Origin of the sequence: Qipengyuania nanhaisediminis (assembly GCF_900115585.1) — a bacterium.
In the GTDB taxonomy this organism is placed as follows: domain Bacteria; phylum Pseudomonadota; class Alphaproteobacteria; order Sphingomonadales; family Sphingomonadaceae; genus Qipengyuania; species Qipengyuania nanhaisediminis.
Genome location: NZ_FOWZ01000001.1, coordinates 1,051,877 through 1,076,441, shown reverse-complemented (window position 1 = coordinate 1,076,441; position 24,565 = coordinate 1,051,877). Strand labels below are relative to the sequence as shown.

The following is a 24,565-nucleotide window of genomic DNA, read 5'->3' as shown; positions in this document are numbered from 1 at the left end:
CCGTAGCGTCATCCTACGATGCCGCCCGTGGTCGCATGAGACAGAGGCGGTAACGCCCACTTGTGCGGAGGGAATAATATGGGGGCGATTACCAGCAGGCTGGGCCGGATTCCGGCCGCCGTTTGGTTGATCCTGACACTTCTGACGATCGTGCTGTTCTATGTCGGCATCAGGACCGGCGGGTTCAACATGTCGCTGGAACGCATACCGTGGGGCATTCTTGTCCCGGCCGCTGCGGCGATCTGCCTCGGGCATTCCTTCATGCTGCTCGGCTGGAAGCGCGCGCTCACCCTGTTCCTGATGGCCGTCTTCATATCGTTCGCCTTCGAGTTCGTCGGCGAGAGCACGGGAATGATTTTCGGCCCCTATTTCTACACCCACGTCCTGGGCTGGAAACTCTTCGACCGCATACCGCTGCTGATCCCACTTGCCTGGTACATGATGTTCTACCCCAGCTACATCATCACCAACCTGATTGCAGAGGGAGGGCCGGTCTCGCGCCGCACTGCGATCGTCCCGATCATCTGGCTGAGCCTGCTCAGCGCAATGGTCATGACCGCATGGGACCTGACCATGGACCCGGTCATGAGTTACCACCCCTGCCCCGACCACAGCCTGGATTGCCTGACCAAGAAACTGCAGCCCGGAGAGGTGGGCCACCCGGCTTGGGTTTGGGTGGATCCGGGTCCGCATTTCGGCGTGCCGCTTGAGAACTTTCGCGGCTGGCTCCTCGCGAGCTTCACGGTCTTCTTCCTCTATCGACTGGTGGAGCGGCGCCTGCCGCTCGATCCGGCACCCGGTATGAATTCGCGCTTCATGATCGCCATTCCCGTCGGCCTTTATGCCGGCATGGCTCTCATCGACACGTGGCTCGGCTATCCGGAAATCGAGGACGTCCACCTGATTTCGCCATTCGTGATGGGGATTCCGGCCTTCTTTGCAGCTTTCCACCTCTTCGCGAACCGTACGGACCTGCCGCTCTACCCGCAGCAGGGCGAGGTCGTAGCCGCAACGCTCCAGGACCGTGCGGAGGTAAAGCCATGACCAAAACGCGCATCGCCATCCTCGGCGGAGGCCTGTCGGGCATCGTCACGGCCTTCTACCTCAGCGCGCCCGAGCAGCGCAGGAAGTACGACATCACGATCTACCAGCTGGGCTGGCGGCTGGGCGGCAAGTGCGCCACCGGGCGCAATCCCGATCATGGCGAGCGGGTGCAGGAGCACGGTCTCCACGTATTCATGGGTGCCTACCAGAACGCGTTCCGCATGGTGCAGGAGGCCTATGGCGAAGCGCAGAACCTGCCGTTCGAGACATGGGACAAGGCCTTCACCCAGCAGACGACGCTGACGCTGATGGATCGCCGCAATGGCGAATACGAACCCTGGCCTTTCGGCGTGCCCGTAATGCCCGGGACCCCGGGGATCACCAAGGCGCCCGATATATGGGGCCGGATCGCCGAAGTTCTCGAGTGGATCGAGAGCGAGATGCTCGGCACTCACGGGATCACCTTCTCCGACCATCCAGACCTGTCGTCCCTGCCGTGGTGGCGCCGGATGATCGTGCGGTTGTTCCTCGGCATCGAACATCTGGTCGCCGAGGCCGCAAGCGTGCTCATCCGCGATGCGCTGGGACTGGTGCAGACGCTCGTCGAGGACCCGGCAAAGCACGGCGCGCATCACCACAATCTGCTCGCCGATGCCGCCGCGGGATTGCGCAGCTGGATCCAGCGCCGCGCGCGTCCTCTCCTAGAGAAAGATGCGGACCTGCGGCACTTCTGGATCTTCGTCGATCTCGGTCTTTCCAGCCTTATCGGCTCCCTTCGAGACGGCCTCCTGTTCGATCCCGAAGCCAATCTCGAGCGCGTCAATCACTTCGACTATCGCGACTGGCTGAGGTCGCACGGCGCCGACGAGATCACTCTGGATTCGTCGCTCATCCGCAGTCTCTACGACCTGATCTTCGCATATCCCCAAGGCGACTGGACGAAGCCGGGCGAGGTCGAGGCGGGGACCATGGTGGTCTCTTTGATGAACACGGCGACCTATCAGGGTGCGATCATCTGGAAGTTCAACAGCGCCACCGGCGATGCGATCGTCCAGCCGATCTACGAGGTCCTGAAGCAGCGCGGCGTGAAGGTCGAATTCTTCCATCGCGTCGATCGGCTGGTGCCATCCGCCGACGGGAAGCAGATCGAGAGCGTCGAACTTGGCCGTCAGGTCGAACTTCTCGGCGGCGACTACGACCCGCTGCGCCAGCTCAAAAGCGGGCAATATGTCTGGCCGGACCGTCCACGCTTCGAGCAGATCAAGGATGGCGACAAGTTGAAGGCGTCCGGGGCCGATCTCGAATCCCACTGGACCGAGTGGGAAGATGCCCTGCCCCCGCTCACCCTGACGGCCGGGGACGATTACGATGCACTCGTGCTGGCCATTCCGCCAGCCGCCCACCCAGTCATCTGCCGCGACCTGATTGCGCAAAAGCAGGAATGGGCGCGCTTCAACCACACCATCCGCAGCACTGCGACCCAGAACCTGCAAACCTGGATGGACCAGGACGAGGTCGGTCTGGGCTGGACACTGCCCACCCTCGTCGGCGCGTTCGACAAGGTCAATCTGAACACCTGGTGCGACATCTCCGAAGTGCTCGGCACCGAGGAATGGCCCAAGGATTCCGGAATTTGCACGGAGCAGATCATGTGCGGGCCGCTGCCTTGCAAGGACACGCTTCCGCCCTCGTCAGACCACGATTTTCCCGTGCGCGAGCAAAGGAAGGTCGATCAGTTCGCCGAGCAATTCCTGGAGAAGCAGGGCGAGCGCTTCTGGCCAGGCGGCTTCGGCCCCGGTGCGCCAAAAGGCGGTGTCATCCGCAGCACCTATGTGCGCGCCAATATCGATCCGAGCGAACGCTACACGCTCACCGTGCGCAATTCGACGCGCCACCGCATGACCGCGAGCGGGTCGACCTATTCGAACCTCTACCTCACGGGCGACTGGATCCAGAACGGGCAGAACCTCGGCTCGTTCGAAGCGAGCACGATCTCCGGGATGCTGGCCAGCCACGCGATCTCGAAATTCCCGACGGACGTTCGCGGCGTCGATGCCGAAGCGCTGACACAGGCGGAATATCCGGCAAAACCTTCGCAAGCGCGCGGCGCCTTTGTGAAGCATTCCGGCATGGCCACCTTCCCGGGGCGCATCACGCTCGACGACACGACGATGTGGGCGTTCCTGCTCGATGCAGACTACGATCTCATGGCCGGATATTGCCGCAGGATGTTCGACGAACCCAGCGGGGGCGAAGTCCGCGTGCGCCCGATGACATCGAAAATGATGATGACCATCGTCGACATCGGAACCGGCCGTTTCGTCGACGAGCCGGAAATGGGCTGGTCGCCCGAACGTGAGCTCACCTTCTGGATTCCCGCAGTTCGGGTCGAGGAACGCGGTGGCAAGGAGGTTGCCACCCATTTCGACATGGTCATGCCATACCTTGTGCTCGACAATCCTGTGGCCATCGCCTCGGGCCGGGAGATTTTCGGCTATGCCAAGCAGAAGGGCTGGATCACCCTGCCGGACGATAAAGGGAATTCGGCGCGCGACCTCAACGTGGATCTCTTCGCTACCAAGTCTTTCGGAAAGACCTCCGAACAGGCGCGGCATCGTCTCCTGACGCTTGGCCACAAGGGCGAGAAGGAAAGCGCAGCCCTATCCGGCATCTCCGGCTTTGGTGATGCGGTAAAGTCTCTCTACCACCACGTCGGCAAGAGCGGGGACGGCTGGCATAACAGCCTGAAGCTGGACTTCGAGATATTCGGCGATGCGCTGCACCGGCGCGTGCCGCAGCTCTTCCTCAAGCAATTCCGCGATGTGCATGACGGAGATAGAGCCTGCTACCAGGCAATCACGGAAGCAATCGGGGAGGTCACCCGGTTCGATGCCTTCCCCAGATTGACCACTTTCGACATGACGCTCGAGCATCTCGACAGCTCTCCGGTCGCCAAGGATTTCGGCATAGCTCCGCAACAGCGCGTGCACGGAGTTCGACTGGAATACGACATGACAATTCTACCGGGCAAGGTGCTCTGGCAGGCATGAACAGGCCCGCCATGGCCAACGGGCACAAATCGGATTAATGGGAACGCTCACTACCGCAATTCTGCGGCAGTCGAACGGGGGAAGCGTTGCACGACCTGTTCATATCCTATGGCCGCGCGGACGAAGATATCGCCCGCCTCTTCGCCTCGACCCTGCAGGCCGAAGGTTTTGCGGTATGGTGGGATGAAACGCTGCGGTCGGGCGATACCTACGACGAGGTTATCGAGAAGGCCCTGAGACAGGCGCCCGCCGTCGTGGTTCTCTGGTCGTCGACCTCGGTCCAGTCGCGTTGGGTCCGTTCCGAAGCCACGATCGGCGACCGGCACGGCGCTTTGGTCCCCGCGATGATCTCGCCATGCGAGCGGCCGATCATGTTCGAACTGACCCAGACGGCCGACCTCACCGGTTGGAACGGCGACCGGTCCGATCCACGCTGGCAGGCATTCGTTTCCGACATCCGGGAAGTGGTCGAACGGCGCAAGTCCAAGGATGCGGCAGATACCGAGGTCATCAGGCCGCAGGCCACGGCGCATGCCCCTCCTCCGCTTCCGCCACGCGAAGGCGTTGAAGGCGAATTGCCCTCGTTGGCAGTGCTCCCGTTTAAGAACCGCTCCGGCCTCGAGGACGACGACGTCTTCGCTATCGGCCTGGTCGAGGATGTCATCGACGCCATGTCGCAGGCGGCGGAATTACGGGTCATTTCCAGCAGCGCCGTCGCGCGATACCGTAATGGCGAAATCGCCGATATCGAGGCAATGGCGCGCAGTCTGGGGGTGCGATACATCCTCGAGGGCAATGTGCGGCGCAGGATGAAATCCCTGCGTGTCACTGCCCAATTGCTCGACGCGCGAACGGGCACGATCCTCTGGACGCAAAAGTTCGAACGCCCGCTCGACGAACTCGCCGAGCTGGAAGAGGAACTGGTCCTCGAAGTCGCCGCCCATCTCAATTCGCAGGTCAACCGGCTCGAGATGGAACGCGCGCTCAAGAAACCGGAAAACCTGACCGCCTGGGAACTGGTTACACGGGCAGTCGCCAATTATCGCCAGATTACCGGAGAGACGCTCCTCCTCGCCTTGCAGGATGCGCAGAAGGCAGTCGAAATCGCGCCGTCCTATGGCTTGGCCCACGCCATGCTCGCCGACGCGAATGCGACGATTTACATGCACGCCTCGCCCGACGATCCGGATGCCATCGAGAAGATCAATGCTGAGATCGGCCGCGCCCTGTCGCTCGACCCGGACAATCCGATGGTCCTCGCTCACGTCGCCGAGGCTTACAACTACATCGGCCAGCCCGAAGACGCGCTGATCTACGCGCAGCGCGCACTCGAAAAGAGCCCGAATTTCGGTCTCGCGCATTACAACGCAGGGATCGCCCACGCGCTGCTGCATAATGCGGACGAAGCTCTGGAGCAGTTCGATCTCGAAATCTTCCAGGCACCCGGCGCGCACACCCAATTCGCCACCTATGTCTGGAAAGGGAGCGTGCATCTGCGCGACGGGAAGCTTGCCGAAGCGCGGCGGCAATACGACCGTGCCCTGCGGCTGAACCACACCAGTGCCGCCGCTTACCTCGGCCTCTTTCTCGTCGACAAGCACGAGGGCAATCACCAGCAGGCGGCCGGAAACCTCGCGAAGATGCGGGAGCATGATCCGCAGGTGACGCTCGAGCTGCTCCAATTGAGACTGCAGCGCTGGTTCGGGAAATTGGAGCATTGCAGTCAGATGTGCGACTGGGCGCAGGAACATTGGGAAGAGGCAGCAGGCTGAATGTCGGAAAAGCTCGACCTGAAACCGCGCCTGACCCTGCGGATCGGTATTACCGGCCACCGACCGCCGAGGTTGCCGCGCGAACGCAACGAGGCCGTGCGGCATGGCTGCGAGGACATCTTCGCGCGCGCGAAAAACGCTCTGGAAGACATCTACGAGCGCAATCGCGAAGTATTCTCCGACGAGGCACCCGTGGTGCGCCTGGTCTCCGCCATGGCAACCGGTGCCGACACCGTCGCGGCCGAGGCGGCGCTGGCCCAAGGCCTGCCGCTGTCCGCCTGCCTGCCGTTCCGCAAGGAAGATTATGCGCGCGATTTCGAGCCTTCCGAATGGGCACAGACGCAGGCCCTGATCGAGGCCGCGGAAAGCACAGTCGAACTCGTCGATCACCGGCCGGGCGATCCGGGGGCCTACGAGGCCGTCGGTCGCCTGGTGCTGGCCCAGTCCGACATACTTATCGCAGTTTGGGACGGCGATGCGGCCCGTGGCCGCGGCGGCACGACGGAAGTCGTCGCCCAGGCCGTGGCGAGCCATATGCCCGTCATCCACGTCTGGCCCGACGAGATCCACCCACCGCAATTGCTGTGGAGCGGTCTGCATGACGAGATACCGGACCGCCCGTCCATCGACGGGGTGGAACGCGTCGAGCTGTCGAAAGCCCTGCCCCAACTGCTCGAGGCCCTTTGCGCACCGCCCGAAGGCGAGGATGCGCAGTGTCTGCAAACCTTTTACGCCCCTGCTCCCAAGCGCAAGCAGTTCAGCATGGCCTGGCCGTTGCTGCTGCTGGCATGCGGGACGAAAAGCCTAGCCAAGACGCGCTTCAAGATGCCCACCGTCGCCGAAGCGCGCACATATTTCATGCCGATGGTCGAACCTTTCGCAGGGCTCGGTGCCCTCGGGCGCCGGCTGAACGACGAAGTTGTCGACCGCTTCGCAAGAGCAGACATGGCGGCGAGCTATTTCGCGCTGCGGTTCAGAAGCAGTTTCGTGACCAATTTCACGCTGGCCGCCCTCGCCGTCCTGCTCGCCCTGTCGGGCCTGTTCTGGCCCGCGGGCAAGTCTTTCCTGATCGCCGCCGAACTGCTGGTCATTGCCCTCATCATCCTGAACACGCGAAGTGCGCGCAGGTCGGATTTCCATACGATGTGGATCGACAGGCGCCATCTGGCAGAGCGCCTCAGGTTGCTGGCAATGTCCTCGACGCTAGGCAGGCTGGAACTGCGCGACGTGGAAGATGGGACCACGCACCCGGGCTGGGTCACCTGGTACGCCCGTGCCACGGCCCGAGAACTGGATATGCCACCCGGGCAGTTGGACCGCGATTACCTGGCGCGAGTGCGGGAGACGGCCATCCGCTTGATCCGCGACCAGATCGCCTATCATGATGGCAATGCCCATTTGATGGAGCATACCAACCACAGATTGCACCAGGCAGGCGACTGGCTGTTCGTCGGCACGATCATGTTCTGCGCCCTTTACCTGTCGACCCCGATCTTCTCGGACAAGATGGGCTATATCTCCGGTGTCAGCTTGGCAGCGGTCACGACTTTCGCGACCGCCTTCTTCCCGGCTCTCGCCGCAGCCCTCTACGGCATCCGCATGCAGGGCGATTTCGCCGCGACGGCAGAACGATCGACCGCCCTCGCCCGCCGCCTGCGCAAACTCGAAGCGTCATTCCAGCGCGACGATCTTGGCTACACGCGTCTCGTCGACAGGATCAGAAGGCTTAGCGACATCATGCTGTCGGATGTCCACCAGTGGCAGCAGCAGTATGAGACGCGGCCCATTACCTTGCCGGGCTGACACCAACGAAAAACGCCGCCCCGATCGGGACGGCGTTTCCGCGTATCGATTTCAAGCCGTTCAGGCTGCCTTAGCAGGCTTGGTAGTCTGCGGTTCGGCATCGCCGGTCCCGGTGTTCTTTTCCGACAGCTTCTTGGCGAGGTAACCACCTGCGCCCAGAGCGATCATTGCCGGCAGGCTCAACCTGCGCAGCGCTGCCGCTGCGATCACACCGAGCGCCGCGCCGCCTGCACCGCCGATTCCGGTAGAAGTGTTCTTTGCGAGCCTGTCGCCCATGTAGGCGCCGATTACCTTGCCAATCATATTCGCGTCTCCTTTGCCCTTACAACGTATAGGAGCCACACGCGTTCCGGGAGATTACGCCTCTATTCCCTTTGCAAGCAAGGTGTTGGCAGCCTTGGCAACATCTTCGGGAGTGGGATCGCCGCTCCTGTTCCAGATGGCGTAACGCAGGCCGAGGAAGACGTTCATGCCCATCAGGGCCCAGGCCTCGACCTCGCCCAGATCCGGCCGCATGACGCCCGCCTGCGCACCGTCCCTGAGACGCTGGGCGATACGCTCTCCGATCGTCTCATAATGGGCGCGGTAACTGTCCGGATCGACGAATTCCGCCTCGTCGATGATGCGGTAGATTTCCTTATGCTCGCTGGCGAAGCGCAGGAACCCGCCGAGCGCTGCGCGTTCGATTGCAAGCGGGTCGGTCTCGTCCGCAATGGCATCGCGAGCGGCCGATTTCACCGCATCGCTCATATCGAGCACGAGTGCGCGGAAGATCGCATCCTTGCTGTCGAAGTAGGTGTAGAACGATCCGAGTGCGACGCCCGCCCGGCGCGTGATCGAGCTGATCGAGGCCTCGTGAAAGCCCCGTTCGCCGAATTCGATAGCCGCCGCATCCAGCAGCTTGCGTTGGGTTTTCCGCCCCCTCTCCGTGCGCGGAACCTTGGGGTTCTCGATCGTGTCGCTGGCCATCCAGACTTCCTCCCGCCGACACCGCTACCCCCTTGAATGCGGACAGCGCAAGATAAAACTTGAAAGGTGGTTCAGTTTTCAATATCCCGACGCCTGAGAGATTTTGAGGGAGGTTTCATTATGCATTTTCACCCCGTGCGCCTGACGGCTGCATTGATGACCGGCGTCGCTTGCGCGGCCTTGGCCACACCCGCTTCGGCCCAGTCGGAAACCGACGCCGTGGCCGAGATCGACGAAAGCGAAGACGTTATCGTTGTCACCGCCCGTCGCCGCGAAGAACGCCTGATCGACGTGCCGGTCGCCGTGTCGGCCTTTTCCGGCGAAGCGCTTGAAGAGCGCGGCGCACTGGACATCACCGACATCGCGCAGGCGGTACCCAACGTGACGCTGGAAGCCAGCCGTGCGACCAACTCCACCCTGTCCGCATTCATTCGCGGCATCGGCCAGCAGGACCCCGTCTCCGGCTTCGAACAGGGCGTCGGCATCTATCTCGACGATGTCTATCTGAACCGTCCGCAGACTGCAGTGCTCGATATCTACGACGTCGAGCGGATCGAGGTCCTGCGCGGACCGCAGGGAACGCTTTATGGACGCAACACCATCGGCGGCGCGGTCAAATACGTAACCAAGCGCCTGCCGCTTGAACCCTCGTTCAAGGCGCGCGCCACTTATGGCACGTATGACCAGGCCGAAGGTGTCGTGACCGCGTCCGTTCCGATGGGCGACATGGTCCGTGTCGGCGGTTCGCTCGCACGGCTTTCGCGCGGCGGGTTCGGCGATAACCTCACTACGGGGCTCGAGAACTACAACAAGGACATCTGGGCAGGACGGCTCAGCCTGGAAGTCGGCGGCTATGACGAACCCGGCTTCATCCGCCTGCAGGGCGACTACACCAAGGACAAGTCCGATCCGCGCGGTGGTACGCGCCTCATTCCCGGCCTCGCTTCGGGCGCGCCAATCCTCGATAACGTGTTCGACACGCGCGGCGCCCTCAACGAACCCGAACAGGAAGTCGAAAGCTACGGCATCTCGCTGCACGCGGAAATGGAACTATCCGATGCGCTGACGCTGCGGTCCATCTCCGCATGGCGCAAGGACGACAGCTTGACGCCCATTGACTTCGATGCGCTTCCGGCGGTCGACCTGGATGTGCCCGGGGGTTATTTCAACGAACAAATTAGCCAGGAATTTCAGCTGGTGTGGGACGACGGCGACGCTTTGTCGGGTCTCCTCGGCTTCTATTACCTGGATGCCAAGGCCGACACGCTGTTCGACGTGCGTATCTTCACGACACTGCCGGGCCTTGACCTGACTGCATTCACCAGTGCGGCAGTAGATACCGAAACTTATGCAGTGTTTGGTGATTTCACCTTCGACCTGACCGAACAGCTAAGTCTGTCGGTAGGCGGACGCTACACATGGGATGAGCGCAGCGCGGAAATCTTACGTCAGCAATATTTGTTCGGGGGTTCGCCGGTGTACGGCGGTTCCGGCGTTCCTGCCGGTGCTCCGCAAACCGATTTCGACGGTAGCAGAGAGTTCAAGAAGTTCACTCCGCGCGCTTCGATCAGCTTCATGCCGACACCCGATCACAACATTTATGCCAGCTATTCTAAAGGCTTCAAGGGCGGCGGATTCGATCCACGCGGGGTCGGGGCAAATGCACCTGCAGCCGATCCAGGCAATCCGACCGACGCGGAGGTGGCAGATTTTCTCAGCTTCGCCCCCGAAGAAGTCGACAGTTACGAAGTGGGCTACAAGGGCAACCTAGGACTGCTGAACATTGCAGCGGCAGCCTTCTATGCCGACTATACCGATGTCCAGATCCCTGGTTCTGTCGCCTGTGAAGTTCAGGGGACGCCCACCTTCTGCGGTGTCGTGTCGAACGCAGGTAAAGCCACTTTCAAGGGCCTCGAGCTGGAAGCCAATACACGCTTCGGCGGCGGCTTCGGCCTTTCGGGCTCGCTCGGCTATATCGACGCGGAATACGACGAATATATCACCGATATCGGCGGCACTCCCACCGATGTCGCCGACTTCCGCGTCGTCCAGAACACGCCCGAGTTCACCGGCAGCCTGACCGCGAGCTACGATGCGGATCTCGGCAGCGGCGATCTCTACCTCGGCGCAACGGTCTCCTACCGCAGCAAGGTGAGCCAGTTCGAAATCCCGAACCCCTATCTCGACCAGGACGGCTACGCCCTCGTCGATGCGAGCGTGAAATGGACCGCGCCGGGCGGCAACTGGAGTATCGGACTCTACGGCAAGAACCTGCTCGACAAGGAATACAAGACGAGTGGCTACACCTTCGTGCTGACCGATCCCGTGACCGGCGAAATCCAGAACGGGACCAACGGTTTCCCGATCCCGACGCTCGGCCCCGACGGAACGCTGACGGCCTTCTACGGCAATCCGCGGCAGGTCTTCGCAACGCTCACGTTCGAATACTGAGCCTAAGCAAACAGCTCTCCAAGGAAGGCGGCGACCGGGACACCTGATCGCCGCCTTTCTTTATCCAGCAGCGATGGCCGATCCGGTCGTCGCCCGGGGATTATCGACGGCAATCCCGTAGGTGCGGACATAGTCGCCCAGCCGCTCGTAAACCTCGCCGGGTTCGAGGCCGAACTCGGCGAGCGAATATTGGTGCGGCGTTTTCTTTTGCGCAGCAGAACGGGCGAGGAAGGCTTCCATGCCCGGCACCGCGGGCGTCATGTCGAGGTCGAGGAAATCATAGACCCGCTCCATCGTGCCGCGCCAGTCGCGGTCCATGGCATCGAACTGGACGTCGATCATGCGCTCTCGCGGTATCGAATCTCTGGCATCGCGCATGCGGGAAATCATCAACTCCGTCTTGCGCAGCCACTCCCGCCCGATTTCATTGGCCGAAACATCGCCCGAGTAGATAATCGTCTGGTTCCACGCGAGCGACGCCGCGCTGCCGACGATCGATTGCGGGTCGCGGTGCGTGAAAATCAGTCTCGCGTCCGGGAAGACTTCCAGCAAGGCCGGCAGGTCCAGCATGTGCTGCGGCGTCTTGAGGATCCACGGCCGGAGCGAGCTTTCCTGCTGCGACCATCCGATGAGGCGCAGCAGGTTCGCCATGTGCCGGTAGGCAGGGACCGCCGATTCCGCTTCGCTCCACTTCGCAAAAGTCGGGATGCGCCACTGCGCTTCGAACTTCATGCCGTACATGCTTGCGGCGATCAGGCCGAGCTCCTCTTCCGGCTCGAACGGCCCGGTGGGATGGATCGACAGCGTGCGCGGATTGGCAAGCCGGGCGACCTTCATGATCCGCGCGGCAAGCTTGGGGCGGAAATCCTCCGCATTGCCTGCCATGACTTCCCCGAAACCCGGTCGCGGGACGGGACTGATCGTCTCGAAACTGCGCAAGTGCGCAAACCTCTGGTCGCTTGCCAGCAGGCGGTGCATGCGCGTGGTACCCGATCGCATCGGGCCGACGATAACGACCGGGTTCCTGATCGGCCGCGCCAGTATTTCCGGGTGCCGGTCGAACCATTGCTGCGCATAGAGCCGATCGCGCAGCAGGTGGTGAATCGTCTTCATGGCAGAGAAATCGCCGGCCGCATTCAGCCTCGCTTCGGCTTTCGTCGAATCGAGCAGCACCTCCAGCGCGCCTTCGAACCAGCGATCGCCGAAATCGTCCGATCCATAGGCGTCGCTTACCTGTTCGATCAGGAAATCGGCTTCCAGCCGCGCGGGATCGACGAGGCCGACCTTGCGCCCTGCCCTGATGGCCGCGTCGGCTACATCGATGAAAAATGTGCGGCGGGGCGGCGTAAGCGGCTGGTTTTGCAAGTGTCTCGGCCTCTCTTTCGGTTCAGGCGCATCGGGAGCGGCCATAGATGCATCAATGAACGAGATCGGGATGGGTGCCCGCCCTTTTCCCTACTGGCCAAGGCGGCGCGCAGGCGGCATAGCGCGCACCATGCACGACATCGCCTTTATCAGAGCCAATCCGTCCGACTTCGATGCCGCCATGACGAGGCGCGGCGGGGAAGCCGTATCCGACCGCATCCTCGCGCTCGACGCCCGCAAGCGCGAGGCGCAGACCCGCGTCCAGGAGGCCCAGAGCCGCCGTAACGAGGCATCCAAGGCGATCGGACAGGCAATGGGCCAGGGCGACAAGGACAAGGCCGAGGCGTTGAAGGCCGAAGTGGCCGAGATCAAGGCCTCCATGCCCGAATGGGAGGAGGCCGAACGCGAAACCGGCGCCGAGCTCGACGACCTCTTGGCACGCCTTCCCAACCTGCCCGCCGACGATGTGCCGGAAGGGCAGAGCGAGGACGACAACGTCGAAGTCTCGCGCTGGGGCGACAAGCGCGACTTCGCTTTCGAGCCCAAGGAACACGCCGATATCGGCCCGGCGCTCGGCATGGATTTCGAAACCGGCGCGAAGCTGTCGGGTGCGCGTTTCACCTTCCTGCGCGGAGACATGGCCCGCCTCCACCGCGCGCTCGCCCAGTTCATGCTCGACAAGCAGACCCGCGAAAACGGCTATACCGAATGCAATCCGCCGGTGCTGGTGAACGACGATGCCATGTACGGCACCGACAAGCTGCCCAAGTTTGCGGAGGATAGTTTCCAGACCACCGACGGCCGCTGGCTCATCCCGACCTCCGAAGTGCCCCTGACCGCCTCGGTCGCGGACCAGATCATTCCCGAACCGGTCGAACCCATCCGCCTTACCGCACACACGCTGTGTTTCCGCAGCGAAGCGGGCTCTGCCGGCAAGGATACACGCGGGTTCATCCGCCAGCACCAGTTCGAAAAGGTCGAGATGGTCAGCATCTGCCGCCCCGAAGACAGCGAGGCAGAGCACGAGCGCATGACCCACTGCGCAGAGGGCATCCTGAAGGCGCTGGAGCTTCCCTATCGCAAGATGCTGCTGTGTGTCGGCGACATGGGCTTCGGTGCGCGCAAGACTTTCGATCTCGAAGTCTGGCTGCCCGGACAGGGTGCCTATCGCGAGATTTCTTCCTGCTCGAACACGGGCGAATTCCAGGCGCGCCGCATGAATGCGCGCTACAAGCCCGAAGGCGAGAAGAAGACGCGCTTCCTCCATACCCTCAACGGTTCGGGCCTCGCAGTCGGTCGCACGCTGGTTGCGGTGATGGAGAATTACCAGAACGAGGACGGCAGCGTGACCGTACCCGAAGCCCTCGCCCCCTACATGGGCGGCGTCACGAAGCTGGAGCCTGCGGCATGAGGATCCTCCTTACCAATGACGACGGCATCCGCGCACCGGGCCTTGAAGTGCTGGAAGGTATCGCGCGCAAGTTTTCCGACGACATCTGGATCTGTGCACCCGACGAGGAGCAGTCGGGCATGGGCCATGCGCTCACGCTGACGCGGCCCGTGCGCCTGCGCAAGCACGACGACCGTCGCTTTTCCGTCACCGGCACACCGACCGATTCCGTCACGATGGGCCTGCGCAAGGTCATGGACGGACCGCCCGACCTTATCCTGTCCGGCGTCAATCGCGGGGCGAACCTCGGCGATGACATCACCTATTCGGGCACGGTATCGGCGGCCATCGAAGGCGCCTTGGCCGGCATCCGCTCCATCGCGCTCAGCCAGGTCTACGCGAAGGAAGGTCTCGGCAACGGCGTCCAGTTCGGCGCGGCGGTTGAATGGGGTGAACGTGTCCTTGCCCCCTTGCTCGACACGCCCCTGCCCAAGCGCACGCTGGTCAATATCAACTTCCCGCCCCGCCCGGGCAGCGAAGTGCGCGGCATCCGCGCGACGCGGCAGGGATTTCACGACTATTCGCGCGGCACCGTGGTCGAAGGTCGCGATCCGCGTGGCTTCGAATATTTCTGGTTCGGGCTCGACCCGATCGAGCATACGCTGGACCACGGGACCGACCTTGAAGCGATCGAGGAAGGCTTCGTTTCGGTCACGCCGCTGCACCTCGACCTCACCCACCACGCCTCGCTCGGCGCGCTGGGCGAACGGTACGAGGACTAACCGGTCTTGACCGTCCCGCCCCGCTCGCCCACCTACTTGTCTGAATGAGCAGGCAAAAGCAGATCGACCGGATCATGCCGGACAAGAGCCCGCGGGCTTACCGCGGCCCTCGCTTCAAACCGCTGCGCCGCGCGGTGAAGATCCCCGTATGGGGCGACCTCGGCATCAGGCTGGGGCTGGCGCTTTTCCTGATCGCGATCGTGGTCATGGTCCACTGGTGGGACCGCGAAGGGCTGGTCGACAATCTCGACGGGGAAGTCAGCTTCCTTGACGTGATCTACTTCACGATGATCTCGATCACGACCACGGGCTTCGGCGATATCGCCCCGATTTCGGACCGGGCGCGCCTGGTGGAGGCCGTCATCGTGACCCCGATCCGTTTCGCAGTATTCTTCATTTTCGTGGGCACAGCCTACAATTTCATCATCAAGCGCAGCTGGGAGAAATGGCGCATGGCCCGCATCCAGGAACAGCTTTCGGACCATATCGTGGTCCTGGGCTATGGCATCTCCGGTTCCGAATCGGTCGCGGAACTGATCGAGCGCGGCACCGACCCATCCTGCATCGTCGTTATCGACCCGAGCGAGGAAAGGCTGGCCGACGCGGAAGCGCTTGGTTGCAACGTGATGGCTGCCGATGCCACGCGCGACACGACGCTCAAGGCAGTACGCATATCGGAAGCGCAGAACGTCCTCGTTTCCGCAGGCCGCGACGATACCTCGATCCTGATCGTGCTGACCGTTCGCGCACTTGCGCCGAATGTCCCGATCAGCGTCGTCGTGCGCGCGGACGACAACGAATCACTCGCACGTCAGGCAGGCGCCAACAACGTCATCAACCCGGTCCGCTTCACCGGCCTTTTGCTGGCAGGCTCGGCCAAGGGCGAACACATCGCGGAATATCTCGCCGACCTCGCCTCCGTTTCGGGCCGCGTCCAGCTGGTCGAACGCGAAGTGACCGAAGAGGAATGCGGCTGTGCGATCGGCGACCTGACGACCGGCGGGCGCGGCCTTCGCGTCTATCGCAACGGACGCGCGATCGGCTTCTGGGAAGACGAGTGCCAGAACCTTCAGAAGGGCGACATCATCGTCGAGATCATTGCAACGCCCAATGGCGAGAAAAAGGGCGACGGCCACGTCGCCGATGATCGCAAGCGCGCCGAAGCTTGATCAATCGAGCAGCAAGAAGACCCCGCCGATCGCAAGATAGGCGGCAAGCCAGTACGACCAGTCGAACAGGGCTTGGAGCAGCTCGCTCTCTCGGCGCACTGCGGTGATGACCAGCGCCGGTCCAATGAAGGTCAGCGCAAGACCGCCGGTCATCATGAAATAGAGCCAGGGTTTTGCCTGCAAGGTCGCAACGCCGACTCGCGCCAGCATATGCCCGATCATCGCTGCACTGACCGCAAGAAGGATGGCTGCGAGCAGGTGCAGTTCGAACTTTTCTCCCGGCAGCGCCTTCCGGCCATAGAACAAGACGCCCAGCAGTGCCGCCACGGCCCAGCCACCTCCGACGGCAATCCAATTAACAGGTCCCATTCGTCCCTCCTAGCGCGCATCGCAGGCTTGGTGTAGAGGGCCGCCCAATCATGACCAGCACAACCTCCTCGATCCCCGACCAGAAAAAGGTCGGCATGGTTTCCCTCGGATGCCCCAAGGCCCTCGTAGACAGCGAGCGCATCCTCACGCGCCTGCGTGCGGACGGCTATGCGATGAGCCCCGATTACGCCGGCGCCGACGTGGTGCTGGTGAACACCTGCGGCTTCCTAGACAGCGCCAAGGAAGAGAGCCTGCAGGCCATTGGCGAAGCAATTTCCGAGAATGGCCGCGTGATCGTGACCGGATGCATGGGCGAAGAGGCCGATGTCATCCGCGCTGCACATCCCAGCGTCCTGGCCGTTACCGGCGCGCACCAGTACGAGCAGGTCGTCGAGGCCGTGCACGAACACGCACCGCCGAGCCAGGGGCCGTTCGTCGACCTGATCCCGCAGCCAGACGTGAAGCTCACGCCGCGCCATTACAGCTATCTGAAGATTTCCGAGGGCTGCAACCACTCCTGCGCCTTCTGCATCATCCCGGATCTGCGCGGAAAGCTGGCCAGCCGCCGGATCGATGCCGTGCTGCGCGAAGCCGAAAAGCTGGTTGCAGCGGGCACGAAGGAACTGCTGGTCATAAGCCAGGACACCTCTGCCTATGGCGTCGACACACGCCATGAAGAGCGCCAGTGGAAGGGCAATCCCGTCCGTGCGCACATGACCGACCTGGCGCGCGAACTCGGCAAACTCGATATCGGCGGCGGAATGCCTCCGTGGGTCCGCTTGCACTACGTCTACCCCTATCCGCATGTCGATGCAGTCATCCCGCTCATGGCCGAGGGGCTTCTGACACCCTATCTCGACATCCCCTTCCAGCACGCGAGCCCGAAGGTTTTGCGCGCCATGAAGCGGCCGGCGAACGAGGCTAAGGTGCTCGACCGCCTCAAGAACTGGCGTTCTATCTGCCCCGACATCGCGGTCCGCTCGAGTTTCGTGGTCGGCTTCCCCGGCGAGACCGAAGAAGACTTCCAATACCTGCTCGACTGGCTGGAAGAAGCACAACTCGACCGCGTCGGGGCGTTTCGTTTCGAGCCGGTGGAAGGTGCGCAGGCGAATGCGCTCCCCGATCCCGTGCCCGAGGAAGTCAAGGAAGAGCGTTATGCGCGGATCATGGAAGTGACCGCCCGCATCAGCGCGGAGAAGCTCCAGGCCAAGGTCGGACGCACGCTTCCGGTCATCATCGACGAAGTGGGCTTGCCCGATGAAGACGGCGATGTCGGAGCGACCGGTCGCAGCCAGGCCGACGCGCCGGAGATCGATGGCGCGGTCTATCTGCGCAATGTCCCGCAGGACCTTGCGCCCGGCGCAATCGTATCCGCGAAAATCGAGGACGCGGACGAGCACGACCTTTTCGGCGTCATTGCGTAAATTCTTCGCCGCGCCCGGACCCCGGATTTTAAGATATTAGCCGACCGACATTTGCCATCGTAAACCACCGGTATTGCGTAACTTTTGCAAACCGTACGGAGAGTGCAACGCCCGCCAGGCGGTCCAGCCGTTAACGCTAGCCTCTTAAGCGGCCTTAACCATCGAGACGGGCCGTTTCCCTGCGTCACCCGCAGAAATCCGCTGCGACGTTGAAACATTTTTAAGATTAATCCCCTCATAGGGGCAGGCGATGGACGAGAAAACCACCCTCGCCCCGGCGCCGGAACCGCGTGATCGCAAGCCTTCGGGCGAGCGATCCGAAGGTAAACTGAAGCGCCTGCAACACCTGCTCTGGTCGGGCGCGGTGGCGTTCGTCATGCTTGCAACGATGATGCTGGGGCCGCTTGATCAGTTCCTTTGGATGATCCAGTCGAGGGCCGCCAACCAACAGCCTTCGGGAGATATCGTTTTCGTCGGTTCCGCAGTCGATGTGGAAGGACCATCGAGGGCAGCGGAACGAAGGCAACTGGCTGACGGCCTGGATCGATTGCGCGAAGCAGGAGCTTCGAAGGTCTACCTCGATTTTATCCTCCACAAGGGCGATGACACGCTTGCCGACGCGCGTCTCGCAGAGGCGATTAAGGCTTACGGAAACGATCTGATATTGGTCGACCAGGTCAAGCCGTCACTGGGTGGAGACGAAGAGGTTCTCCGGTCCGACGCACTGTTCGACAGCGGTGGCGGAAGGGTCAGCACTGATCGTTGGACGAACTGGCTTGGCTATACGTGGAAGATGGACGCCACCCACGAGATTTACGAAGAGACACCGCTATTCGCAGCATCTCTGGCCGGTCAGGAGAAATTCTCGCGCGACGAAGTTCTGATCGACTACGGCTTCGACCCCGATCTCATCCCTGCCTATCGGCTGGCGCAATTGATTGGCGGCGACATTGCGAGCTCGAGCCTCAAAGGAAAGGCGATTGTTGTCGGTCCGGCAAGCTCCGACAGTGGGGCCGACCTCTCGATCCCCGGCAAGTACAACCCGCCGCCCAGCTATCCGGCGATCTACGCAGCCGAAACGTTCAAGTCGGGCCGTGACGGTTTCGTCGGGGCATTCCCGCTGACCCTTGCATTCGCTGCGGCGCTCGCCGCGGCGATACTTCTTTCCCGTCGAAAGAAAGTCCGCCGGTTCGCCTACGCAGCCATCGCACTGGCTCTACCTGGCGCATTGTTCGGGGGCGCATATTTGGGCTTCCGCACCGAGTTGGCCTACGCCGGAATGCTTCTGTTCGTTTATGCTGCCCAGCGGTCCAGAGCGCGTTGGCGCCTGCGCGTGGCGAACATCGATAATGACACTGGCCTCGAGAAACTGCGTGTCATTGAACGTGCCGTTTCGCAAAACTTTCTCCGCAGCGGCCATATCGTCGTTGCCCGCCTGCAGGGCCTCGAGCAAGTGCTCAAAACACTGGGTTCGGCTGAGCGGTCGAGCTACATCTTGCGCCTCGTCGATCGTCTTCGGGCTGCCGACCAGGAACTCGCCATCTATATCGACGGGCACTTCCTCGCTTGGCATTCGACCGAGCGCGATACCAGCCGCCTGATCGAACATCTGGAAGGCCTGCGTGCAATCTTCGCCGCGCCGATCAAGGTCGGCTCGGAAAGTGTCGACGTCGGCATCACCTTCGGCGTCGCATCGATCGGTGAGGCAGGTCGCAATTCGGTCGCCGCGGCCGCAGCAGCAGCGGAAGAGACTTCCGAGGCGCATGAACCAATCAAGATCGCTCAGATCGCCTCGCACCATGACGAATTGTGGGACATTTCGCTCCGCGCGCGCATCGACGCGGCCATGGAAGCCGGTGAGATCTACTGCGTCTACCAGCCGAAGATCGACATGATCTCAGGCTCTCTTACCGGCGTCGAAGCGCTGGTGCGCTGGCATGATCCGGAACGGGGATTCATTTCTCCGATCAAGTTTATCGCCCAGTGCGAAAAGGCCGGGCGCATGGAACACCTCACGCGGTACGTTCTGCAAACCGCATGCAACGCCGGTCGCCTTATGCACTTCCGCGGTTCTGGCGTTTCCATGTCCGTGAACATCTCGGCGACCCTGCTCAACGATATGCGGATCGTCGGCATCGTGCGTAACACGCTCCAGGCCACGGGCTTCGATCCGCAGTCCCTGATCCTGGAAATCACCGAGACCGCACGTATCGGGGACCTTGCCAAGGCAGCAACTATTCTCGACGAATTGAAATCTCTCGGACTGAAGATTTCGATGGATGATTTTGGTGTAGGCGCAGCCAACTTCGAAACGTTTTACGGACTTCCGTTCGATGAATTGAAAATCGACCGCCTTTTTGTCGATTCTATTTCACGTAGCGAAAAGGCCAAGGCCATTGCTTCCAGTATTATCGCGATGGGCAGGGCTGCGCGAATCACTGTCGTTGCAGAAGGGGCCGAGGACGACAAAACCCTTCAAATCCTTAACGAAATTGGCTGTCGCTACGTCCAGGGCTATGCATTGGCCCGGCCGCTGTCACTGACTAACCTATTGGAATTCAAGGATTCCTACGAGAGGTCGCAGACCGGAACGTAGTTAACGCTTTACAAACAGACATAGTTAATGGATTACTTCCTGTTGAAACCACAACAGGAGGCAAACCATGTGGGATTTTTGGGGCTGGCTTATGGGCGGCCGTAGGAAGTAACGGGTAACCGTCACAAGCCAGTAAAGAATTTGAGAGGGCCCCTCACGGGGCCCTTTCTTTTTTTGGGCATCCGTTCACGTGTCAGGCCTGAAACATTGTCGGCGCCGCTGCGTTGCCATCTCATGCCCATCAGGATCGAAAGCAGCTTCGCCTTTTCCCTGGAATGCGAGACCGATGTCTTGCTGCAGTTCGAAGCCGCGGCGATACCGGAGCAGCGGATCATCTCTCACGGCACCAAGCTGAGCCCGGCTATCCACGAGGCCCGTGTCGCAGCTCAAGACGACATCGGTGAGCGCATCTGGGTACGTGCGAACGGCTTGTTCGAGGTAGAGTACCAAGCCGATGTGGAGATCATGCGGCAAGTATCCCAGGTGGAGGGCCGCACTGCCCTCCCCCCGCACCAGCTTCCAGGTGAAGCGGTCGAATACCTCTTCGACAGCCGCTATTGCCCGAGCGACCGGTTCCAGACCTTCGTCGAAGACGAGTTCGGCGACACCACCGGAGGTGCCCGGATCGCTGCAATCCGCGACTGGATCGCGTCGAATTTCACCTATTCGCCCGGAGCGTCAGGCCCCCACACCACTGCGCTCGACAGCTTCGTCGAGAGGCGCGGGATCTGCCGCGACTATGCCCATACGATGATCGTGATGGCGCGGGCGAGTACCATCCCGGCGCGTTACGTCGCTTGCTATGCGCCCGGTGTCGATCCGCAGGATTTCCATGCCGTTGCCGAAGTGTTTCTGGAAGATCCCGAACTTGACGGTGGAGGCAGCTGGCAGCTGGTGGACCCAACCGGGATGGCCGATCCGGCGGAAACGGTGAAGATCGGTATCGGGCGCGATGCGGCAGACGTCAGCTTTCTGACCACCTTCGGCATGAGCGACTTCAAGCGCAGTTCGGTCAGCGTGACGCACGTCGCCCAAGAATAGGAATGCACCTGTCTGGCGCCCAATCGCGCGCCCTGATAGACGACTGAATGACAAAGGGGAGAACAGCCGCCAATGGACGGTACATGCCAGAGCTAGCCTTCACCGCCGATCGCCTGCTCCTGTTCGGAGCCACCGGCGACCTGTCGCAGCGGATGCTACTACCTTCGCTTTGCGCGCTCAATTCCGACGGCTTGCTCGACCAGGACCTGTGCATCGTCTGCACCGCCCGGTCGGAGATGAGCACCCATGAATTCCGCAACTTCGCGCGGGAAGCGCTGGAAAAATTCCTCCCCAAGCACCGCCGCGGCGGCATGGCCGATTTCCTCAACCGGCTGAGGTACGTACCGGTCGATGCGACTACGCCCGAAGGCTATGACAAGCTTGCAGAGGAAGTGGGCGAATATGATGGGCTGGCGATCTTCCTGTCGACCGCACCCAGCCTGTTCGAACCGACCATCAGTGGGCTCGAACGTGTCGGACTGACCCGCGGCAATGCGCGCATCGCACTGGAAAAGCCGCTCGGCACCGATTTCGACAGCAGCTGCGAGATCAACGATGCGGTGGCCAAGGCCTTTCCCGAACACCGCATTTTCCGCATCGACCATTATCTCGGCAAGGAGACCGTGCAGAACCTTCTGGCGCTGCGCTTTGCCAACATCCTGTTCGAGCCAGTATGGAATTCCAATTACATCGAGCATGTCCAGATCACGGTGGCGGAGACGGTGGGCCTGGAATCGCGCGTCGCCTATTATGACGATAGCGGCGCCCTGCGCGACATGGTCCAGAACCATATGCTGCAGCTGCTTGCGCTGGTCGCGATGGAGCCGCCGACGAGCTTCGATTCCACTGCCGTGCGCGATGAAAAGGTCAAGGTCCTGCGGGCGCTTCGCGAAGTGTCCCAGTCCGAAGTGGTCACCGGCCAGTATCGCGCCGGGGCCGTCGACGGGAAGAGCGTGCCCGGTTACGACGAGGAACTGGGCAAGGAAAGCGACACGGAAACCTTCGTTGCGGTCAAAGCGCATGTCGACAACTGGCGCTGGCGCGGCGTTCCCTTCTACCTGAGGCACGGCAAGCGCCTGCCCGAACGCGTAACCGAAATCGTTATCCAGTTCCGCTGTATCCCTCACTCCATATTCGAGGGACGCGGCGCGGTGACGCAGCCGAACCGGCTGGTCATCGAGATCCAGCCGAAGGAAAACATCCAGCTGTCGATGATGGCGAAGGTCCCGGGCCTAGGCCGCGAAGGTTTGCGCCTGCGCCCTGTACCGCTGGACATCGCAATGCCGGATGCCTTTTCCGACACCGTGCGCCGCATCGCTTACGAACGCCTGCTGCTCGACCTGATCGAAGGCGACCAGACGCTGTTCGTGCGCCGCGACGAGGTGGAGGCCCAATGGGAGTGGATCGACCAGATCCGCGCGCTGTGGGCAGAGAACGATATGAAACCCAAGACCTATTCAGCAGGTTCATGGGGGCCCAGCGCGGCCATCGCGCTTGCCGAACGCGACGGGGTAACCTGGCACGATGACTAAACCGCTCAACGATACGATCGCCCGGGTGACCGAGCGCGTGATCGCCAATTCGCGCGACAGCCGCTCCGCCTATCTGGACCTGATGGACCGCGAAGGTGACCGCCAGGTCGATCGCCATTCACTGTCTTGCTCCAACCTCGCCCACGCCTTTGCGGGCGCAGAGGACGACCAGAATGCGATCAAGGCGGCGCAAGGCCCGAACCTCGGCATCGTCACCGCCTACAACGACATGTTGTCGGCCCACCAGCCCTACCACCGCTACCCGGAACGCATGAAAATCTGGGCGCGCGAGGTCGGCGCGACAGTGCAGGTCGCAGGCGGCACCCCCGCAATGTGCGACGGCGTGACGCAAGGCCAGGACGGCATGGAGTTGTCGCTCTTCAGCCGCGACACGATTGCGCTCAGCACCATCGTCGCGCTCAGCCACGCCATGTATGACGGCGTCGCGCTACTCGGTATCTGCGACAAGATCGTCCCCGGCCTCCTCATGGGCGCCCTGCGCTTCGGCCACCTGCCGACGATCTTCGTCCCGTCGGGTCCCATGGGCACCGGCATTTCCAACAAGGAAAAGCAGCGCACCCGCCAGCTCTACGCGGAAGGAAAGGTCGGGCGAGACGAGCTTCTGGCGAGCGAGATGGGCAGCTACCATTCGCCCGGCACCTGCACATTCTACGGCACCGCCAATTCCAATCAGATGATGATGGAGATGATGGGCCTGCACGTTCCGGGCGCGGCCTTCGTCCCGCCGGGCGCGAAGCTGCGCCAGGAACTGACGCGTTCCGCCACGCACCGACTGGCCGCGATCCGCAAGGAAGGGGACGACTTCCGTCCGCTGTCCCGCGTCGTCGACGAAAAGGCGATCATCAATGCTGCCATCGGCCTGCTGGCGACAGGCGGCTCAACCAACCATGCGATCCACATCCCCGCGATGGCGCGGGCGGCAGGCATCCGCTTCGACTGGAGCGATCTTGCCGAACTGTCGCGCGCAGTACCGCTGGTCGCGCGCGTCTATCCCAACGGTTCGGGCGATGTGAACCATTTCCACGACGCGGGCGGCATGGGCTATGTGATCGGCACGCTGCTCGACGAAGGGCTCGCCCACGCAGATATCCTGACCGTATGGGACGGCGGTTTCGAGGCCTATTCGCGCGAACCGGGCATGGATGGCGATGCGCTGACATGGCGCGATCCGGGCCCGAGCGGCGACACGGAAATGCTGCGCCCCGCATCCGATCCTTTCCAGTCCGACGGCGGCATGCGCCTCGTCGAAGGCAATCTCGGCCGCGCCTGTTTCAAGTCCTCCGCCGTGGAACGCGAACGCTGGACCATCGAGGCACCCTGCCGCGTCTTCGAAGACCAGCATTCGGTCAACGAGGCTTTCAAGAAAGGCGAACTCGACAAGGACGTGGTGGTCGTGGTCCGCTTTCAGGGGCCACGCGCAAACGGCATGCCCGAATTGCACAAGCTCACCCCCGCCCTCGGCGTCCTGCAGGATCGCGGATACCGCGTGGCCCTCGTCACCGATGGCCGGATGAGCGGCGCCAGCGGGAAGGTGCCCGCGGCGATCCATTGCACGCCCGAGGCACTGGGCGGCGGACCGCTGGCCAAGCTGCGTGACGGCGACGTGGTGAAGGTCTGCGCCGAAACCGGCACGCTCTCGACCACTGCCGATCTCGACAGCCGGGAGGCCGCGCAAGAACCCGCGCCCGACATGGGCATGGGCCGCGAATTCTACGCCATGTTCCGCGTCAATGCCGATGGTGCGGAACAGGGCGCTTCATCGATGCTCGCAATGGCAGGATTGTAAG

At 62.2% G+C, this 24,565-nt stretch carries 17 protein-coding genes; 13 read left to right on the top strand and 4 right to left on the bottom strand.

The window, feature by feature from the left end; translation table 11 throughout:
* Window positions 1-78 precede the first annotated feature (78 nt).
* The 4 genes from BM173_RS05390 (at window position 79) to BM173_RS05375 (ending at window position 7,669) form a co-directional block, all read left to right on the top strand.
* Window positions 79-1,044 (top strand): carotenoid biosynthesis protein, encoded by a 966-nt coding sequence (locus BM173_RS05390; protein WP_090478114.1) that lies wholly within the window; start codon window positions 79-81, stop codon window positions 1,042-1,044.
* Complete coding sequence (locus BM173_RS05385) at window positions 1,041-4,094, top strand: NAD(P)-binding protein (RefSeq protein WP_090478111.1); 3,054 nt, start codon at window positions 1,041-1,043, stop codon at window positions 4,092-4,094. Before BM173_RS05390 ends, BM173_RS05385 begins: the two co-directional genes overlap by 4 nt.
* Before the next feature lie 86 nt (window positions 4,095-4,180).
* On the top strand, window positions 4,181-5,866 hold the full coding sequence (locus BM173_RS05380; RefSeq protein ID WP_090478108.1) for a TIR domain-containing protein: 1,686 nt from the start codon (window positions 4,181-4,183) through the stop codon (window positions 5,864-5,866).
* Window positions 5,867-7,669: a magnesium transporter CorA family protein gene (locus tag BM173_RS05375; RefSeq protein ID WP_090478106.1), complete on the top strand. Its 1,803-nt coding sequence runs from the start codon at window positions 5,867-5,869 to the stop codon at window positions 7,667-7,669.
* A gap of 60 nt (window positions 7,670-7,729) precedes the next feature.
* On the opposite strand, the gene BM173_RS05370 is transcribed toward BM173_RS05375, so the two are convergent.
* On the bottom strand, window positions 7,730-7,972 hold the full coding sequence (locus BM173_RS05370; RefSeq protein ID WP_090478103.1) for a hypothetical protein: 243 nt from the start codon (window positions 7,970-7,972) through the stop codon (window positions 7,730-7,732).
* Between the two features lie 54 nt (window positions 7,973-8,026).
* The gene (locus BM173_RS05365) at window positions 8,027-8,638 is read right to left on the bottom strand and encodes a TetR/AcrR family transcriptional regulator (RefSeq protein ID WP_090478100.1); all 612 of its coding nucleotides are present in this window, start codon (window positions 8,636-8,638) and stop codon (window positions 8,027-8,029) included.
* Between the two features lie 120 nt (window positions 8,639-8,758).
* Between BM173_RS05365 and BM173_RS05360 the strand changes: the two genes are divergently transcribed.
* Window positions 8,759-11,089, top strand: a complete 2,331-nt coding sequence (locus tag BM173_RS05360) for a TonB-dependent receptor (RefSeq protein WP_245755766.1) — start codon at window positions 8,759-8,761, stop codon at window positions 11,087-11,089.
* Window positions 11,090-11,149: 60 nt separating this feature from the next.
* Here BM173_RS05360 and BM173_RS05355 read toward each other — a convergent pair whose 3' ends face one another.
* Window positions 11,150-12,454, bottom strand: coding sequence for a sulfotransferase family protein (locus BM173_RS05355; RefSeq protein ID WP_245755765.1), 1,305 nt, complete (start codon window positions 12,452-12,454; stop codon window positions 11,150-11,152).
* A gap of 130 nt (window positions 12,455-12,584) precedes the next feature.
* On the opposite strand from BM173_RS05355, the gene serS reads away from it, so the two are divergent.
* The 3 genes from serS (at window position 12,585) to BM173_RS05340 (ending at window position 15,795) form a co-directional block, all read left to right on the top strand.
* Complete coding sequence (gene serS / locus BM173_RS05350; RefSeq protein WP_090478562.1) at window positions 12,585-13,865, top strand: serine--tRNA ligase; 1,281 nt, start codon at window positions 12,585-12,587, stop codon at window positions 13,863-13,865.
* Entirely contained in the window at window positions 13,862-14,626 is a 765-nt protein-coding gene (gene surE, locus BM173_RS05345) for a 5'/3'-nucleotidase SurE (protein WP_090478093.1), read from the top strand. The genes serS and surE overlap by 4 nt, the downstream gene beginning before the upstream one ends.
* Before the next feature lie 74 nt (window positions 14,627-14,700).
* Complete coding sequence (locus BM173_RS05340; protein ID WP_090478559.1) at window positions 14,701-15,795, top strand: potassium channel family protein; 1,095 nt, start codon at window positions 14,701-14,703, stop codon at window positions 15,793-15,795.
* Here the strand turns inward: BM173_RS05340 and BM173_RS05335 are convergent, their stop codons facing one another.
* On the bottom strand, window positions 15,796-16,164 hold the full coding sequence (locus tag BM173_RS05335) for a DUF1761 domain-containing protein (RefSeq protein WP_143089572.1): 369 nt from the start codon (window positions 16,162-16,164) through the stop codon (window positions 15,796-15,798).
* Window positions 16,165-16,214: 50 nt separating this feature from the next.
* On the opposite strand from BM173_RS05335, the gene rimO reads away from it, so the two are divergent.
* From rimO to edd, 5 genes are all read left to right on the top strand, one after another.
* Window positions 16,215-17,588, top strand: coding sequence for a 30S ribosomal protein S12 methylthiotransferase RimO (gene rimO / locus BM173_RS05330; protein ID WP_090478087.1), 1,374 nt, complete (start codon window positions 16,215-16,217; stop codon window positions 17,586-17,588).
* Window positions 17,589-17,838: 250 nt separating this feature from the next.
* Window positions 17,839-20,184 carry an EAL domain-containing protein gene (locus BM173_RS05325; RefSeq protein WP_090478086.1) on the top strand — a complete coding sequence of 782 codons (2,346 nt, stop codon included), beginning with the start codon at window positions 17,839-17,841 and terminating at the stop codon, window positions 20,182-20,184.
* Between the two features lie 234 nt (window positions 20,185-20,418).
* Window positions 20,419-21,225 carry a transglutaminase-like domain-containing protein gene (locus tag BM173_RS05320; protein WP_090478083.1) on the top strand — a complete coding sequence of 269 codons (807 nt, stop codon included), beginning with the start codon at window positions 20,419-20,421 and terminating at the stop codon, window positions 21,223-21,225.
* Window positions 21,226-21,308: 83 nt separating this feature from the next.
* Window positions 21,309-22,757 (top strand): glucose-6-phosphate dehydrogenase, encoded by a 1,449-nt coding sequence (zwf, locus tag BM173_RS05315; protein ID WP_090478080.1) that lies wholly within the window; start codon window positions 21,309-21,311, stop codon window positions 22,755-22,757.
* On the top strand, window positions 22,750-24,564 hold the full coding sequence (edd, locus tag BM173_RS05310) for a phosphogluconate dehydratase (RefSeq protein WP_090478077.1): 1,815 nt from the start codon (window positions 22,750-22,752) through the stop codon (window positions 24,562-24,564). The genes zwf and edd overlap by 8 nt, the downstream gene beginning before the upstream one ends.
* The last annotated feature ends 1 nt before the right edge of the window (window position 24,565 follow it).